Genomic DNA, 15,451 nt, shown 5'->3' on the forward strand with positions numbered 1-15,451 from the left:
TCAAACGTTCTCGATCACGATGCCGCTGATCTCGTTGGCGACGTCTTCGAAGCGGTCGACCACCTTTTCCAGCTGGCCATAGAGCTCGCTGCCGACGATCCACGCCATGGCGTCGGTCCTGCCGTGCCTCTGGAACAGTTCCTTCAGGCCTGCGTCGTGCAGCCCGTCGGCGCGCTCCTCGACCTTGGTGATCTCCTCGGCAAGGGCGCCGAGCCGTGTGACGTTGGCACCGACTTTTTCCAGCAGCGGGATCGCCTCGGCGGTCAGATGCGCGGCCTCGACGATGACGGCGCCCATCTCGCGCATGCGCGGCTCGAAGCTCGTTTGCTCGAACAGCCTCACCATCTTGACCACCTTGTGCATCATGTCGATGGCGTCATCCATCGACTGGATCAGGTCCTTGATGTCGCCACGGTCAAAAGGGGTGATGAAGCTCTTGCGCACGGCGAGCAGCACCTCGCGGGTGACCACGTCGGCCTGGTCCTCGAGCTCGACGATCTCACGGCAATGGCGCTCGACGGCCTCGCCGCCGTCGAGCAGCTTCTGCAGCGCCTCGGCGCCGGCGACCAGGATGCGGGAATGGCGCTCGAAGAGGTCGAAGAACTTGTCCTCGCGGGGCAGAAGCGCACGAAACCAATTGAGCATGTTTTATCCTGTAGCGTTCAGAAATGAGCCAGTTCAGGCGCTATAGATTCCAGTAGGGCAGCCAACTCCGGTTCATCGACCAGGAGTGCTGCTTGATCCGGCTTAAGCCAGGCCCGTCTTCGATACTTCTGCTCCTTCCATTCATCCAGCTCCTGCTGCACGTGAAGCGGGTATACTTTAACGGTTATCGGGACAAACGTGTCCTTCAATCGTTTCCAATAATGGAAGCTGCCAACGGATTGCTGATGCAAAGTGCCCACTACTCCGGCTTCCTCACCCGCCTCTTGAGCTGCAGCCTCGCGGTCTGGTCGACCCTTCATCGGCCACCCCTTGGGCAAGATGAAGCGGCCCGTTTGCCGAGACGTTAGCAGCAAGATTTCAGTGTCTCCGTCTGCAGCGCGGCGATAAGGCAAAGCGGCAACCTGTGCGATGGGCTTACCACGGCGCGCTCGCTTCCCCAGTTTCTTTTTCTTCAAAGGCCCGGCCATCCATTTCGCTGAGACCTTAGCTCGTAGTGTAGGTAGCTGGCTAAATTTTTTGCGAAAGCCAATTAAGACGTGAAGGATCTTCGTTGAGTCAATAGTGCTGCTTGCTGTGAATGTCAGCTATCAGGCAGCAAACATCCTCATGAAGGGCAGCTCAGGGTCACGAGTTCCGGTTGTCAAACGGGAAGGTCGCGCCAATTCCGGTCATTCGATGGGCTTCTCCATTGCCGACCTTCGCTCAACTGCGGATTCGACCCCCTTGCGGACCTTGGCCCGGATCAGCCTGTCCCGATCACGCTGGTTGCGCTTACCGGGTGAAATGCGCGCTGTCGTTCGGCGTCGCGATCCCGCAGACAAGGCCCTGCTCATGGCGAAGGCCGCACGACGTGACCATGCGTCGGGACGGCACGTTCGACGCCGATACGAGTTCATAGACGTGCGGCGCGCCGAGGTCGTGGAACACGCTGACGATCATGCAGGCGTTGATGTAGTTGCCGAGGCCTTTGCCCCGCTGCGATCCCGCCACTGCAACAAGTCCGCCCCAGGCGTAGCGCTGATAAGGGCTGTGGGCGTTGTGCGGCAGATAGCCATGTGCGGCCGCCACGATGGTTCCGTCACCGTTACCGATCACCACGGTTGTCGCCGGACCAAAAGCTCCAACCAGCAATGAGCCGGAAAACGGCACCACACCAGCCGCTCCCATGAGCATCTGGATGCCAGCGGTATTTTCATCCTCCGGCTGGGTCGGCCTGTCCAAGTCGGCCAAGCCATCTGGCAGGCCCCTGGATATGATTGCCGCGGAGGCAGCCAGCGCACTCTCCCGGTCTGCGAGGAATACGTCCCAGCTGTCGGAGCGAAAATTCCGTTCCATCAGGTGAGACCTGAGTTCTTCGGCCTTGTCGACGGGGATCAGGCGGAAGCCGCAGATACCATCGCGGTCGAGGAACTCGTCGACGCGATCCCATCCGAGCCGATCCAGATCGTCACAGCCCATCGTGCGGCCGGTCTGGCATGCCCCAGCCGTCGCATTGATGAAATCAACGCTCGTTTCGGCCTGCGCTTGCAGGTGTTGCTGAAGCTGCGTGCCGAAATAACCAGACATGGGTAGCCCTGTGAGAGCACGTTGATGAAGCATAGCGAGTTCGGCGGGCCTAGCAATGGGTGTGGGATCAGGCTACCTGCAGCCCAGAACATCGGCTCCGCGCCAGGCCTCACACTACGCTGCCAAGAACGAACAGCTGCTTTCCACCACCCCAGCCAGTCCTTCGACGCTCAGTTCGGCCGTTCTGCGGCTCAGGTGTCTGAGCCAGCGGGACGCGCCAGGAGCTGCCATTCCCGGCGCTTCTCCAATCCTGACCTTCGCGCTATGGCTCGAGTCGACCCAATTGTCGCCATTCATAGAGCTTCTGTGCCACCCGAAACCTACCATCCGTTTAGGACACGACGTACGGCAGCCGGCCAGTCGGTGTTCCGTGACACCGGCCCGCAACCTTCAGAATATGTAGTCCGTGGCAACCGAGAAGGGAATCTCTGCTCTCAAACCAGCATCGACTGCTGGGCGAAGATACCCGCCATCGCGCCGTGCGATGATGCCGTCGTGACCGAGGGCATGAGGGGGTTGGCGAGGTCGCCGGCAGCGTAAATGCCGGGCATGCTGGTTTCGCGGCGCTCGTCGACCTTGAGGGCGATGCCGAGGGGCGTATCGACCGTGGCGAGACCCAGTGATTCATGCAGGCTTGCGGACGGCTTGTTGCGCGGATGCGCGAACAGGATGTCGACCGCGACATTGGAGCCGGTATCGAGATTGACGGTGGCGTTATGGCCCCCGTGACGGGCGATCTCGGTGATCCGACCCTCGACGACAGGTATGTTGCGGCGCGCCAGATCGTCCCGGGTATCGGGCGGAATGTCGTGACCATCGGCGAAGAGCGTCAACCTGTCGGTCCAATCGTGGAACAGCCTGACCTGATTGTGCGACTGCGGGCCGGACCAGACGAGACCCCAATGCTGGCCGGCGACTTCAAAGCCGTCGCAATAGGGGCAGGGCACGATGGACGTGCCCCAGCCTTCGGCAAAGCCCGGAACATCAGGCATCTGGTCGGCGACGCCATAGCTCAGGATCAGGCGGCGCGCCCCAAGGCTTTCGCCATCGCCAGTGAGGACGGAGAAGTCGTCGAGGGCGCCGGAGACGCTGTCGGCTCGGGCATTGACCAGCCTGATCGTGGGATAGCGCGCCAGCTGCTGCCGCGCCTCGGCCAGGATGTCCAGCGGTGGCTTGTGATCGTGGCCGAGCAGGCCATGCGAGTGGCCGGCGAAGCGATTGCGCGGCAGGCCGGTATCGAGAACGGTGACCTTGCGGCGGGCACGGCCGAGCTGCAGGGCACCGGCGAGACCGGCAAAGCTACCGCCGATGATGATGACGTCATCCATGGTGATGGGCTCCGTTGTGAATACGCTCGAGACAGGCAGCGAGCAGGGCTGCGGCATTGACGAGAAAATCGCCCATGACTGTGTGTTGACCGACCGGACGATGCCGCTTGCACGTTTCAGATACTGCATGGTATCGTAATGCAAGAATTAGATACTGTCAAGTACTGGAATTGTCGTGACCGAAAATAGTCAGGGCCGGCGCGGCCGGCCCGCCAACGAGGCACTTGGCCAAACGATAGTCGACGCCGCGTACGAACTCTTTGTGGAATTGGGTTTTCATGCGACGACATTGGACAAGGTCGCCCAGCGAGCGAAGATATCCAAGCTCAGCATCTATCGGCACTTCGAGAACAAGGAGGCGCTGTTCAGCGCGGCCATCGCGGCGCGCTGCCATCAGTTTGCACCACTTTTTGAAGGCGTCGTCGGTTCGGCCGAAGATCAGCTCATGGCGGCGGGATCATCCCTGCTTCGCACGCTGTTGAGCCCGGATGTCCGCAGTGTCGAAGCCATGATCATGGCCGACAAGACGAATCAAAAGTCGTTAAGCAAGCTCCATTACGAAGCCGGCCCCGCCCATGTCATCGCCCAAATCGAGGCCCTATTGCGTCAGTTGCACGTGAAGGCGGTTCTGAACGTGCCCGATCCTCTCCGGTCCGCCCGCTTGTTTGCCGCGCTTTTCAAAGGATCCGATCTCCTGATTATCGCACGCTTCGATGAGGCGAGAGCAGAGGACGACAACGAAATCGAATCCTATTGCCGGTCGGCCGTCGCCATGTTCATCGCCGCGCACGGTGGCAACGACCACGCGGGCGGATAGCCTAGACGAGGCCGCGAAGGAGTACTTGCTTGATATTTAGTGCCGGCTTAGCAGACCGTCAGCTTTCGTGAAGCTGCAACGATAATCTGAATGGCGGAAGTGAGGGTGCGTTGCTGCCAGAGCTCGTGAGCGCAGATGAAGGGCCGCTTTCCAGGGACATCTGCCCAAAACCTGCCAGTCCGCTGCCCACCCCAACTGAGACGTAGAACGCTCTGTGCCGGCGCGGTAGAGGCGAATGCTTTGGCCGCCAACGTCGCGCCATTTGCAGACCTTGCGAAAGCTACCGCTGAGGTCTGCATCTCCATTGATTTCCGGTCTTCGATCGTCGGCGGGTCCAGGATAGGCGAAGACCAGGGGAATCGCGTTTATTCCTCGCAGCATCCCTCAGTGCATGCAGTTGGTAAGCACGAGAACCGTCATCTCATCGATTTCGAATTCCTCCGCCAGATTCTTGTCGAATAGCTCCAGCCACCGCGCCTGCGCTTGATAGGCCGGCTTCTCGCGCGCCTCAGAACAATCATATTTAAGTAGCGCAACGTTCTGGAGATGATGGACCAACTCGTGCACAAGCACGGACACTTCAGCAGGCGTTTCGCCAGTCCATCCTTCGGGAAGGTAGATCGTCCGGCTCAGGTCGTCGTAAATCGCATGGACATCGTGCCCGGGTTCAGTTGGGGCCAAGTAGCCGGCCTCGGCCGCAACACCTTCCCGCCGGTTCGAGGCCAGCCGGCTGTAACGCACGTCCGCCATCTTCGCAGCGGAGACGAACTCCACTTGCGGATGCTCGTAGATCGCCGGTAGGCCGAAGTTGATGGAAAGCCAGGTCACGATCACCGTCAGCAGCGCCTGCATGGCTCGACTTCCTCCGATTGGACCGACGCGCATCGTTTCGGTTGCCAGAGTGTCGAGTGAATTGCCTTTCGTGAATCCTTCAGGAGTCTTGGGACTAAGGTTGCGGCCGCGCTCCGCCCGGCGATGAAGCCGTTGCCCAGCAACGGGATCGTCCCGCGGCGGCTTTTTTTCCAGGACGTGCTTTGGTCCTGGTGCTGAAGTATGGTCAGGGCTCCTGAAACGCGGTGCGGCCTCAATGAAGATCCTCGTTGTCGACGACCATGTGCTTATCCGCGAGGCGTTGCGCGGCGTCCTGAAGGAGTTGAAGGACGACGCGACGATCATCGAAGCGCCGAATTCGCGCCGGGCGATGCAGTGCGTCGAAGAGAACCCGGACCTCGAACTGATCCTGCTCGATCTAAACCTGCCAGACAGCAGCGGCTTCGACGTTCTTGCCGAATTGCGCGAGCGCTATCCCGCAATCTCTGTAGTCATGCTCTCGGCCAGCAACGATCGCGACGACATCGCCCGGGCGCTCGACGTCGGCGCGCTCGGGTTCATCCCCAAGTCGGCCCAGCGCGAGATCATGCTGGGCGCCTTCAAGCTGATTTTCGCCGGCGGCATTTACGTTCCGCCGGAAATTCTTGGCCGACGGCAACCCGCGCCGGCCATACAGCCACGGCCAGGACGACCGCCCTCAGCCGCCGAACTCGGCATCACGGAACGGCAGATGAACGTGCTCGTGCTGATGATGCAAGGCAAGAGCAACAAGGCTATAGGCCGTGCGCTCGACGTCGCCGAGCCCACGGTCAAGAATCACGTTACCGCCATCCTAAAAGCCTTGAACGCCACCAATCGCACCGAGGCGGTCATTGCGGCCGGGGCGCTTGGGCTCGGGCAGCGGAAGGACGCCGACCAGGCGGCAGTCGCGCCGCGAGCCCGGCAGCGTCCAGTACGGGGCGAGCTTTCATGAGCTGATTGAGCATCGCTCGCAGCCGCATCGGTGCGACGGGCTTGTGCAGCAGGTGATAGCCGCTCGCGCTGGCGTCGAGCAACCGTTCGGGCGCCGTGTCGCCGCTGATGAGGAAGGCCGGGATCGCGGTGCCCAGTTCACGGCGCAGGTGCTCGATGGCCTCGATGCCTGTCTTCCCATCGTCCAATCGATAATCCGAAATGATGAGGTCCGGCTCTTGTCGTTGCAATACCAATTTCGCAAGCGCCTTTTCCCCAGACTGGGCGGCGACGACCTCGCAGCCCCAGCCTCTGAGGATTCCGCCCATGCCCTCGAGCACGAGCGCATCGTCATCGATCACGATGATGAGTTTGCCTCGTGCTGAATCGATCGTCTAAGGAGCGACCGGAACCCCGGTCGACTCGTGCCGAGCGGCAACCAAAGGGACGCTGATCGAAAAGCGCGATCCCCTGCCGACCCGCGAGTTTACTTCGATCGGATGATCCATGAGGCGGCCTAAGCGGTCGACGATCGAAAGCCCAAGGCCAAGCCCGCTTCGGGGATCCGGCTTCGGAGCCGCCAGCTGAACGAACTCAGCGAAAATGTTCCGCTGCTGTTCCGCAGGAATACCGACGCCGCTGTCGCAGATATCGATGCGCAACTGGCCGCCGCGGCGGCGGCAGCCCACCACCACGCCGCCGTGCGTCGTGTAGCGCATCGCGTTGGACACCAGATTCAAGAGGATTCGTTCCAGCAGAATGAAATCGCTGCGAACCCAAGCCGTGTTCGGGACCACAGTGAACCGCAGCCCCTTTTCGCCGGCGGCACCCCCGAATGTCGTCTCCAGGCGCTTGAGGAGGTGCTCGACCGGGAAGTCGCTCAGGCTTGGTTCGAGAATACCAGCATCAAGCTTCGACATGTCGAGCAGCGCCTCGAATAGCTCGTTCATGGAGGCGACCGCCGCATCGATGCGCGCCACTAGCTGGCTGCGCTTAGCCGGACCAGTCTCATCGCGCAGTTGCGCGACGAACAGGTTCAAGGCGTGTAGCGGCTGCCGCAGATCGTGGCTTGCCGCGGCAAGAAAGCGCGACTTGAAACTGTTGGCGATCTCCAGCTCGGTCGTGCGCTGCTTGACTTCCTTTTCCAAGAGATCGGCCGCCTGTGCTTTCTCGGCCAGCAACCCGTCGCGTTCCAACGTGTTCTGGCGGAAGATCTCGACCGCCCGCCCCATCGCCGCGATCTCGTCGGCTCCTTCCACCGCGACGGGTGTATGAAGCCTGCCGCCGGCGATGGCGAGCATGCCGTCGCTGAGCGCTGTGAGCCGGCGGACGATGTTGCCACCCACGTAGAGCCATACGATCAGGACCGAGGTCAGCAGGCTCAGCGAGCCGACGACGACGAGGGCGCGGGTGCTCAGCCGCTGTACCGATAGCGCATCGCGGATCGCCTCGCCGATGTCCCGCTTGGCCACGCTTCCAAGCCGGTCGACCGCAGCGGTGAGTTGCGCCGATAGTCTGCTGGTCTCGGTGAGCCGCTTTTGTCCTTCCCCGACCAGCGCGAGTTCCCGGCTGCGGGCTTCCGCGATTGCGTTCGGTCCCTCGGCAAACTCGCGTAGCTTTGCAACCTGCTCCAGGAACAGCGGCCGCAGCTTCGGATCGAGCCCGGTCGCCACCGCCTACAGGTCACGCAGCGCAAGGCCGAGTTGAAAGGCGAGAATCGGAAGTCGCCGAGGCTGATCGGCTGTGGAGGCTTCGGCCAGCATGTCCGCGACGGCAGAGACCTGGCCTTGGGCGGTGCGCATCCGCCGCTGCAGATCAATCAGCGCTGCCAGACGGCGTGGCTGATTGCCGGGACCGGTCGGGCCTGCCTCCTCGCGAGCCTCGACGAGCGTCGCGATCTCTCTATCCAGAACATCCAGCCAAGGCGCGAGCAACCGCTGGGTCTCGCCATTTGTCTGGAAGACGCTGCTTCGCAATGTTCTGATCCGCTCGGTGATTTCGAGGCGGCGCGCGACCAGGTCCTCCAGGCTCGCGAGGTTGACCGTCAACGAGAAAATGGTCGGCTCGATGTTCAAAAGCGGCAAGAGTTCGGCGTCATCGCTTTTCAGATCGTCGAGCTTGGCGTTCAATCGCCCGACCTCGGCGGCGAGGGCAGTCTTGATGTCATCACGTCGATTGCGGTTCGGCGCCGCCAACAGCGCGGGTGCCGCGGCGATAATGCGCTCAGCCGAACGCGAGAGTTCGAGTGCCGAAAGGGTTGGTGCGATACGCGTATCGACGACATTGAGACGGCCGCCGACCTCGCGGAAGGCGTAAATTCCCGCCGCGGCGGCCAATACGGCGAACGCGGCAATCCCGAAAAACGCAACCAACAGCCGCGCGCGCACCCCAAGGTTTGAGGCTCGGCGCGCCGATTTCTTCGCGACTTCGGCTCCCGATGTGGTCACGGCCATGCGGCACTTCCGCGATTTCCGTGGTAGATTAGCACGACGCGCTGCATGCTGTTGCAGCAAATGGAGGCAGCCGATGAGGCGGAGGGATGTTCTGGCCGGCGCGGGACTGGCGGCGGGCGCGAGCCTCAGCTTCCCGGCGCCAGTCATTGCGCAGGGCATCCGACAATTGACAATGGTGACCGACCACCCCGAGGGTCCCGGCATGCTGCCCAGCGCGCGGCGCCTGGCGCAGACGATCACGGAAGCCTCGCACGGGCGCATCAGGATCGAGGTTTCTGCCTCCGGCGCAGTGGTACGCCCCTTCGAGACCTTCGACGCCGTGCAGTCCGGCCTCGTCGAAATGTTTCACTCGCACATCGGCTATTTCGCCAAGAAATCGTCCGCGTTTCATTTCTATTCCGGCGTTCCTTATGGCTTCACCGCGAATGAACTGTTCGCGTGGGTGCGGTTCGGCGGCGGTCAGGAGCTTTGGGATGCGCTCTGTGGCCAGTTCAACATCAAGCCGCTCCTATCCAGCAGCACGGGCACGCAAATGGGCGGCTGGTTCACCCACGAGATGACCTCGGCGCAGGGATTCAAAGGGCTGCGCTACCGGATGGCGGAGCCCGGTGCCGAGGTATTTCGCCAGCTGGGCGCGACCGTGGTGCTCCTGCCGGGCGCCGAAATCGTGCAGTCGTTGCGATCCGGTGCCATCGATGCGTGTGAATGGATCGGGCCCTGGATGGACATGGCCATGGGCCTGCACCAGGCGGCCAGCTACTACTATTATCCCGGTTGGCAGGAGGCGGGCACCGCGATCGCGCTCGGCATCAACAAGCGCGTGTGGGAAAGTTTAGATGAAAGCGACCAGCGGCTGATCGAGGCTGCTGCTGCAAGCGAGTACGCTGTCTCGCTCGCGGAATTCAACACCAACAACGCGTTGGCCCTCCGCAGACTGCGGGCAGAGGGCACCGTCAAGATTCGGAAGTTTGACGACGCCATGCTCAGGGCCTTCGCCGAGATCAGCAAGGACGTGGTCGCCAAAGCCGGTTCCGGCGACGAGTTTTCCGGAAGAATATATCGGAGCTATTTGGACTTTCGAACCTTAATTCGCGAGTGGAGTGACATCGCCGAAGGTGCGTACTTGGGGATTCGGATGTTTCGCTAATGAATAGACGCGACGGCCAAGGTCCTGACCCTACAAAAAAGAGACTCCACAGGATTGAGTCCTCGATCATCCCCTTAACGCAGACCTCTGGCTGGCCAATCCAATGGCAGCAAACTCAACCCGCTGCGGGCCTTTCCACTCCGGCTATTGCAGGTCTCAGATGGGTCAAATCTGCTGGTTGCGGTGAAGGTCCGCTTTCCGAGAGCAAATTTAAGCCGAGAATGTCGACTAGGGTCAAATGCGTGAATTCACATCACGGGTTCCTCTCGGTGCGGACACCAGGCTCCACCCATCGCACAGTGCCGAGGGTCATATAGACCAACGCGCCGCGGCGAGCCCCGGTTGTTCGCAGGTAGTCCTCGAGTTGACCTGCATGAATTCGCATGTCCTCCTCCGTCGGCGCGATGTCACTTTTCCAATCGAGAACGACCGCGGCGCGACCCTCCTCCAATGCGACGGCGTCAATCCGGCCGGCAAGCGCTGTGGGCTCGCTCGCATCGGCGAGCAAGGCGTAGATCGGCCATTCTGGAACGAGACCCGGTCGCAGCGCGGCGATCTCCGGAAGATGCAGGGTTCTCCAGGCGGTCGAGGCGATTTCGTCCGCTTCGGGAAGACCGACCTCGTCTTCGCGATCGACCACCAGCTCTGCGATAAGCGCGCGGGCGCGATGGGCAAAGGAGGCGAGGTCATCATCAAGTTCTGCAGTCAGGACCTCCTCCATGAGCTTGTGCAAGACGAGTCCTCGGAAACGTCCTGCGCCGATCGGCAACTCCGTCTCCGGGGCGTCGCCGGAGTCGATCGCGATCGCTTCGGTCATAGGAACGCTATCGGGATCCTGCTTGCTCGGCTGAAGCCACGTGAGCGGGACGGCGGCAGCGGCGATAGCGGCGCGCTCTGTCTCGAACATGTCCTGCGTCTGTCCGTTTGGCAGATCGGCCGCGGCAGGGCGCGGTGCCCGATCGAAACGCGAGAGATCTAGCAGCGGCAGGTCCTGGTGCGCCAGGTCGACGATCCGCGCCCAGGACCTTTGCTCCGCCTGCGGCAGCTCCGGGACCACGAGGAGCTCGCGAGCGCGAGTGCATGCGGCATACCAAAGGCGCTCGCGTTCACGGGCAAGGCTTTCATCATCGGACGCGAGCGCCAGCAGAAGATCGGCGGGACGACGTTGCCGATAACCCAATGCAGCGTGTTGTCGGACGTGCGATGCACGAACGACTCGCGCGAGCGGAGCAAGGTGGCTGTGTTGACCGGAATCACCACCGGCCATTCCAGCCCCTTCGCGCTGTGGATGGTGATGATCTCGATGGCGTCGCCTTCGGCATCAACCCGGCCCTCGTTGGACGGCATCCTTCGCGGCAAGAGATCCGCACCACTGGACGCGTGGATCGACGATGCGATCGACTCCGAACTCATTCAGATCATGCGTTCGCCCGTGTTTTGCGCAGAGACACCGATGCCGTCGACAACGCCATCGAACTGCCCTGGAGCAACGGACAGGCCGAAGGCCAGATCAACCGGCTCAAGACCCTCAAGCGCGCAATGTACGGCAGAGCAGGTCCCGAACTGCTGAGAGCACGCATGCTGCCGCCGCGCCACACAAAGTGAGGAAGAACCNTGCGGTTCGCCCGTGTTTTGCGCAGAGACACCGATGCCGTCGACAACGCCATCGAACTGCCCTGGAGCAACGGACAGGCCGAAGGCCAGATCAACCGGCTCAAGCCCCTCAAGCGCGCAATGTACGGCAGAGCAGGTCCCGAACTGCTGAGAGCACGCATGCTGCCGCCGCGCCACACAAAGTGAGGAAGAACCGCGTGCCCTCGAATCCGCCGGCGTCGAGTTCATTCCGGAAAATGGCGGCGGCGCGGGCGTCAGGCTGCGTTAAGGCCTATGTGTGGACCATCTTGCAAAGCGCATTGCAGCGTGCATCTCTACTGATGACCCAAGAGTATCTCGATCACCAGTTGGAGTGCCCTCATTGCCTGACAATAAGGCTAAGGATTCCGGCCGACGCCGGTCCTGATGACCGGATCGTTTGCGACGACTGCGGGGAATTCCTCGGGATATGGGACGACCTGCTGGCCGACTTTGAGAAGCAAGGCGGAAACGACGGAGTGTTCCGGCTCTACAAGGGGCGCATAAGACGGATCGATTGATAGCATACCGAAGAAAAGCCCGCGCCCCTTGCCGGTGAGCGCGGGCCCGAGGCCCGATCGACGGACACCGGAGGCGATGACTGCCGCCAGCACGAACTCTTAGACTCTTCTAATGTTCCGCGGCTCGCGAGCAACTGCGCCTGGGCGGCGCTGTAGACCAATGCCGCCGCAAGGCGCATAGTTCGCGCATGAAGCCACCTGTAAGGTCGGACCTCGCCAGCGACAACGGCAAGGCCGAAGATCACCTAGCTGCAGCGACCGCAGCCCTTTTCGCCGCAGTCCGAGGGCTGGAGGCATCCGTTGACTTATCGGTCAGTGCGCAAAGCAGCGAAGCGCCTGCAGAGGGAGCGCCTCAGCATTGGGCTACACGGTAATCTGGTACGGGAAACAGGGCATCGTTGAAAGACTGCCCTTCGACGCCGAGAAAGCCGCACGGGACCACGCGCTGGAAACCTTTCCTGTTCGCAAGGAGGTTGACGGCATCGTGGCGGTAGAAGTTCGCAAAGATGATGGCACGGTTGTTTTCAGTCAAGCAGGTGGAAACTAGGGCTTTTTCATAGCCTGTCGGATTTCCCTTGCTTCCCTTAAGATCGACGCGCGATCAAAGCCGACCATCGAGACGATGTCGCGAATTTGATCCTCGGTGACACCCAAGGCCAATGCTCGAACGCCTTCTGCCTTTAACCACGGCCGTCTAGTTTCCTCGGTCACGATTTTTCCCTTATCCCCTATGCCTAGAGGATACAGGCTGCTGATTGGTTCCGCTACCCTCGCGACACCCGGTGCGGCGGTTTCATAATCCGCTGGGCCACTACCGGTTCACTTTCGGGATGATTTCCTCGATCTGGCCGGTCTTGCCGATCTGTTTCAGCACAGCCTCCGCCTTGGCTTTATCCTTCGTGGTTAGCACGGTGCGCCAATGAGGCTTCTCGTAGATGCTCACGATGTAGGTTTTCGCTGGCTTATCTGTCATCGCCCGTCCTGCCGTCCAGCCAATTTTGCTATCGGCTAATATAGATCCAAGCACAAAAAGCTCGCCGGCCAACACCTTCCGCGATCACGTGTCGCTTGGCAGTTAATCAGGGTCTTCCTCAATTTGTGTGGTGGACGATCGATCGGCTGCGCTACTCACATCATAGACGGCTAAATGGAAGACCAGAACAGTAGATTGGGGCTTTCTTACGCTCGATGAATTGCCACGCNGGCGTCGAATTGCTGCGAGCACGGCCGTTGCCGCTCGTCTCGTGCATCGCCACACAAATTGAGGAAGACCCTGATTAACTGCCAAGCGACAACTGGAGCAATTGATGCAGCACGATTCCATCGAAGAATCCGCCTAAGCCAAGCCCCAGCAGAATACCTGCGGACGTCGGAAAACGGCGATGCTCCGAAGCCGTGGTCGCCATCCCTCTTCTCCTTTGGACCCCTAACTTCGGGCCAGGCCACGTGTTCCTTGCCTACCTGCACGTTGGAAACGCGTAGCTAAGGGTCGCAACCACGGCGCAACAATTAAGCGCGAGCTCATCGCCTAAAGGACGCCGGCCTCTCGCAACACGCTTCCTCGCGACGGGCTGGATCGCCGGCACGAGACTCCAGGCCTTAGCTTGGGAGATCGCTGAAATCGGCATCGGCGAAAGTTGGCCTCCTCTAGAACGGCGGATGGCAAGCGCGACATCTGCGGAGAACGGCGGCACATCAAGCTTCAGCCAGCCATCCGAATTCGCTTGCCATTGCGCCGTTTGCCTGCCGGCCGTGGTATCCTAGGCGATGACGCGATAGGTGCCACGAGCCAACCCGGGCAGCTCCAGGGCGGCAGGAATGGGCGCAGTGCCGGTACGCAGCATACCGTCTCGCCCGATCGTGTTGCTGCGAACCAGCCAGACCACTGCCTGGGCGCCGCAGGCGACCGGCGCGATGTCGGGGCCGGAAACCCGCATCTTGTCGCCGAGATGGGCACGCCGGAACGAAGCCCAGTCAATCAGAGGCAGGAAGTCGGCCAGCGAACGCTGCGCCCGCCGCATGCCGGGGGTGAGCACGTGCGGGGTGCGGTTCGGCCACCGCATGCCGCCACCGCCACCCCCCGCCGCTAGACTAGGTGAGACCATTGCAAACGGCGGAAATACTCATCGTCATTGGATAACTGGCTCGCACGAGGCCCCTATGCCCCTCTTGATCCCACTAGCGCGCGGTTTGATCCGCCTTCTCGCCTCCCGGCGCTCCTTTGCACTGGCAAGCTCTAGGCGCCACGCTACGTGCATACTTAGGGCCCTTAACTTCGCACCTAACGTGTCCTCTCAACCGCGCGGTCCGCCGAGGCCAGAGCTGCGTGCTAGCTCACCTGCCATCCCATTCGAGGGGCCAGCTATGGAAACGGTAAGGGAGCGTCCTCCACAACAATGCCATCCTCATCCTCACGCGGCCCGGACTCGCCGGGCGTGAAGAAGATCGCCAACGAGGCCCTCTGGGCAGCGGGCCTGATACGCCATCCCACCGAGCGAGGCCCGCGCTTCGTCCTGCTCCAAGCGGACGTACCTGCCGGCGATTTGCGCACTTGCTCAAGGCAGCGAAATGAAGCCAGGTGCCGGCACGNTGCTCCAAGCGGACGTACCTGCCGGCGATTTGCGCACTTGCTCAAGGCAGCGAAATGAAGCCAGGTGCCGGCACGGTATGTTCGTTGCGATTTTCAGCTTGCTGCCGCTGATCGTTTAAAGACGATGGTGACCTTCGTCCCTTTGCTGGCACTAGAGTCGACAGCGAAATGCGCCTTGGCGTTCTCGGTCAGCGAGCGCGCGATCAGCGCTCCAAGCTTGCCTGGCTTGGGCCACGTCTCGCCTTCCGGCAAGCCAATTCCGTCGTCAGCCACTATGACCCGACAGCCGTCGCCATCGACGATGCTGTGCAGCGTTATCGTGCCGCCTTCGCGCCCCTGGAAAGCATGTTTTAGTGAATTGGTCAGCAATTCGTTGACCACCAGTCCAGCCGGCATGGCGACGTTGATTGACACCGGATATGTGTCCACCCTCATATCGAGGCGGATCCCCTCGACTGCATGCGANCGGCATGGCGACGTTGATTGACACCGGATATGTGTCCACCCTCATATCGAGGCGGATCCCCTCGACTGCATGCGAGCTCATCACCGCGGACGCGATCTGGCTGAGATAGACGCCAAGATCGACCTCTTCCTTCTGCTCGTCGGCGGTCAGCGTCTGGTAGAGGATCGCCAGGGCGTCGACGCGACCGGCGAGCCGCTCAAATCGTCTCCGGTCGGCCTCAGTCGCATTGCGGCTTTCCAGCCGGATCNGCGTCGACGCGACCGGCGAGCCGCTCAAATCGTCTCCGGTCGGCCTCAGTCGCATTGCGGCTTTCCAGCCGGATCAGGGCTGTGATCATCTGCAGGTTGTTCTTCACCCGGTGCTGCAGTTCGCGCAGCAGCGTGTCTTTCTCGCTGACACGCTCCTCCACCGAGCGCTGATCCCCAGCTTCGCCATGGGCCGAGACGTCGACCAGCGCCACCAGCCGGAAGCAGATCTTGCCGT

18 protein-coding genes and 4 pseudogenes are annotated in these 15,451 nt (G+C 61.5%); 7 read left to right on the top strand and 15 right to left on the bottom strand.

Features of this window, described 5'->3' with window-relative positions:
- From X738_RS69700 to X738_RS69715, 4 genes are all read right to left on the bottom strand, one after another.
- Entirely contained in the window at positions 1-645 is a 645-nt protein-coding gene (locus X738_RS69700; RefSeq protein WP_023801761.1) for a DUF47 domain-containing protein, read from the bottom strand.
- Positions 646-662: 17 nt separating this feature from the next.
- Entirely contained in the window at positions 663-1,121 is a 459-nt protein-coding gene (locus X738_RS69705; protein ID WP_306454982.1) for an NUDIX hydrolase, read from the bottom strand.
- Positions 1,122-1,437: 316 nt separating this feature from the next.
- Positions 1,438-2,265, bottom strand: coding sequence for a GNAT family N-acetyltransferase (locus tag X738_RS69710; RefSeq protein ID WP_156942651.1), 828 nt, complete (start codon positions 2,263-2,265; stop codon positions 1,438-1,440).
- Between the two features lie 401 nt (positions 2,266-2,666).
- Positions 2,667-3,560, bottom strand: a complete 894-nt coding sequence (locus X738_RS69715) for an NAD(P)/FAD-dependent oxidoreductase (protein WP_023801764.1) — start codon at positions 3,558-3,560, stop codon at positions 2,667-2,669.
- Between the two features lie 175 nt (positions 3,561-3,735).
- Here X738_RS69715 and X738_RS69720 point away from each other — a divergent pair, with 175 nt between their 5' ends.
- Positions 3,736-4,377: a TetR/AcrR family transcriptional regulator gene (locus X738_RS69720; protein ID WP_023801766.1), complete on the top strand. Its 642-nt coding sequence runs from the start codon at positions 3,736-3,738 to the stop codon at positions 4,375-4,377.
- Positions 4,378-4,761: 384 nt separating this feature from the next.
- On the opposite strand, the gene X738_RS69725 is transcribed toward X738_RS69720, so the two are convergent.
- The gene (locus tag X738_RS69725; protein ID WP_023801768.1) at positions 4,762-5,229 is read right to left on the bottom strand and encodes a DUF6647 family protein; all 468 of its coding nucleotides are present in this window, start codon (positions 5,227-5,229) and stop codon (positions 4,762-4,764) included.
- 235 nt (positions 5,230-5,464) lie between these two features.
- Here X738_RS69725 and X738_RS69730 point away from each other — a divergent pair, with 235 nt between their 5' ends.
- Positions 5,465-6,181, top strand: coding sequence for a response regulator (locus X738_RS69730; protein WP_023801769.1), 717 nt, complete (start codon positions 5,465-5,467; stop codon positions 6,179-6,181).
- Here the strand turns inward: X738_RS69730 and X738_RS83170 are convergent.
- Genes X738_RS83170 through X738_RS69740 form a run of 3 tightly spaced genes read right to left on the bottom strand, consistent with a single transcriptional unit; the run spans position 6,078 to position 8,612 of the window.
- Positions 6,078-6,521 carry a response regulator gene (locus X738_RS83170; RefSeq protein ID WP_084833835.1) on the bottom strand — a complete coding sequence of 148 codons (444 nt, stop codon included), beginning with the start codon at positions 6,519-6,521 and terminating at the stop codon, positions 6,078-6,080. The two genes, X738_RS69730 and X738_RS83170, sit on opposite strands and share 104 nt — an antisense overlap.
- A 33-nt stretch (positions 6,522-6,554) precedes the next feature.
- The gene (locus X738_RS81085; RefSeq protein WP_023801771.1) at positions 6,555-7,832 is read right to left on the bottom strand and encodes a sensor histidine kinase; all 1,278 of its coding nucleotides are present in this window, start codon (positions 7,830-7,832) and stop codon (positions 6,555-6,557) included.
- Positions 7,833-7,835: 3 nt separating this feature from the next.
- Positions 7,836-8,612, bottom strand: a complete 777-nt coding sequence (locus X738_RS69740) for a hypothetical protein (RefSeq protein ID WP_023801772.1) — start codon at positions 8,610-8,612, stop codon at positions 7,836-7,838.
- Between the two features lie 73 nt (positions 8,613-8,685).
- Between X738_RS69740 and X738_RS69745 the strand changes: the two genes are divergently transcribed.
- On the top strand, positions 8,686-9,759 hold the full coding sequence (locus X738_RS69745) for a TRAP transporter substrate-binding protein (protein WP_023801773.1): 1,074 nt from the start codon (positions 8,686-8,688) through the stop codon (positions 9,757-9,759).
- A 253-nt stretch (positions 9,760-10,012) separates the two neighbouring features.
- Here the strand turns inward: X738_RS69745 and X738_RS69750 are convergent, their stop codons facing one another.
- Entirely contained in the window at positions 10,013-11,026 is a 1,014-nt protein-coding gene (locus X738_RS69750; protein ID WP_245277764.1) for a PD-(D/E)XK nuclease family protein, read from the bottom strand.
- A gap of 20 nt (positions 11,027-11,046) precedes the next feature.
- A pseudogene (locus tag X738_RS89755) lies at positions 11,047-11,172 on the bottom strand (hypothetical protein); the annotation flags it as partial.
- Positions 11,173-11,196: 24 nt separating this feature from the next.
- On the opposite strand from X738_RS89755, the gene X738_RS89760 reads away from it, so the two are divergent.
- The 4 genes and pseudogenes from X738_RS89760 to X738_RS85105 all read left to right on the top strand — a co-directional run bounded on the left by X738_RS89760 (position 11,197) and on the right by X738_RS85105 (position 12,459).
- Entirely contained in the window at positions 11,197-11,364 is a 168-nt protein-coding gene (locus X738_RS89760; protein WP_023801776.1) for an ISL3 family transposase, read from the top strand.
- A gap of 15 nt (positions 11,365-11,379) precedes the next feature.
- Positions 11,380-11,559: pseudogene (locus X738_RS69760) on the top strand (ISL3 family transposase); the annotation flags it as partial.
- An 11-nt stretch (positions 11,560-11,570) separates the two neighbouring features.
- A complete protein-coding gene (locus X738_RS87430; RefSeq protein WP_023801778.1) occupies positions 11,571-11,912 on the top strand; it encodes a hypothetical protein in 342 nt (113 codons plus the stop codon).
- A gap of 358 nt (positions 11,913-12,270) precedes the next feature.
- Positions 12,271-12,459, top strand: a complete 189-nt coding sequence (locus X738_RS85105; protein WP_023801779.1) for a hypothetical protein — start codon at positions 12,271-12,273, stop codon at positions 12,457-12,459.
- Here X738_RS85105 and X738_RS86275 read toward each other — a convergent pair.
- The 5 genes and pseudogenes from X738_RS86275 to X738_RS89765 form a co-directional block, all read right to left on the bottom strand.
- Positions 12,456-12,623, bottom strand: a complete 168-nt coding sequence (locus X738_RS86275; protein ID WP_023801780.1) for a hypothetical protein — start codon at positions 12,621-12,623, stop codon at positions 12,456-12,458. The two genes, X738_RS85105 and X738_RS86275, sit on opposite strands and share 4 nt — an antisense overlap.
- 100 nt (positions 12,624-12,723) lie before the next feature.
- Entirely contained in the window at positions 12,724-12,957 is a 234-nt protein-coding gene (locus X738_RS85110) for a hypothetical protein (protein WP_156942652.1), read from the bottom strand.
- Positions 12,958-13,207: 250 nt separating this feature from the next.
- Positions 13,208-13,318, bottom strand: a pseudogene (locus X738_RS83185) (DUF2243 domain-containing protein); the annotation flags it as partial.
- Positions 13,319-13,672: 354 nt separating this feature from the next.
- Positions 13,673-14,017, bottom strand: coding sequence for a hypothetical protein (locus X738_RS69765; RefSeq protein ID WP_156942653.1), 345 nt, complete (start codon positions 14,015-14,017; stop codon positions 13,673-13,675).
- A 578-nt stretch (positions 14,018-14,595) separates the two neighbouring features.
- Positions 14,596-15,451: pseudogene (locus X738_RS89765) on the bottom strand (histidine kinase dimerization/phosphoacceptor domain -containing protein); the annotation flags it as partial.

It is taken from the genome of Mesorhizobium sp. L48C026A00 (genome assembly GCF_000502375.1).
GTDB classification, from domain to species: domain Bacteria; phylum Pseudomonadota; class Alphaproteobacteria; order Rhizobiales; family Rhizobiaceae; genus Mesorhizobium; species Mesorhizobium muleiense.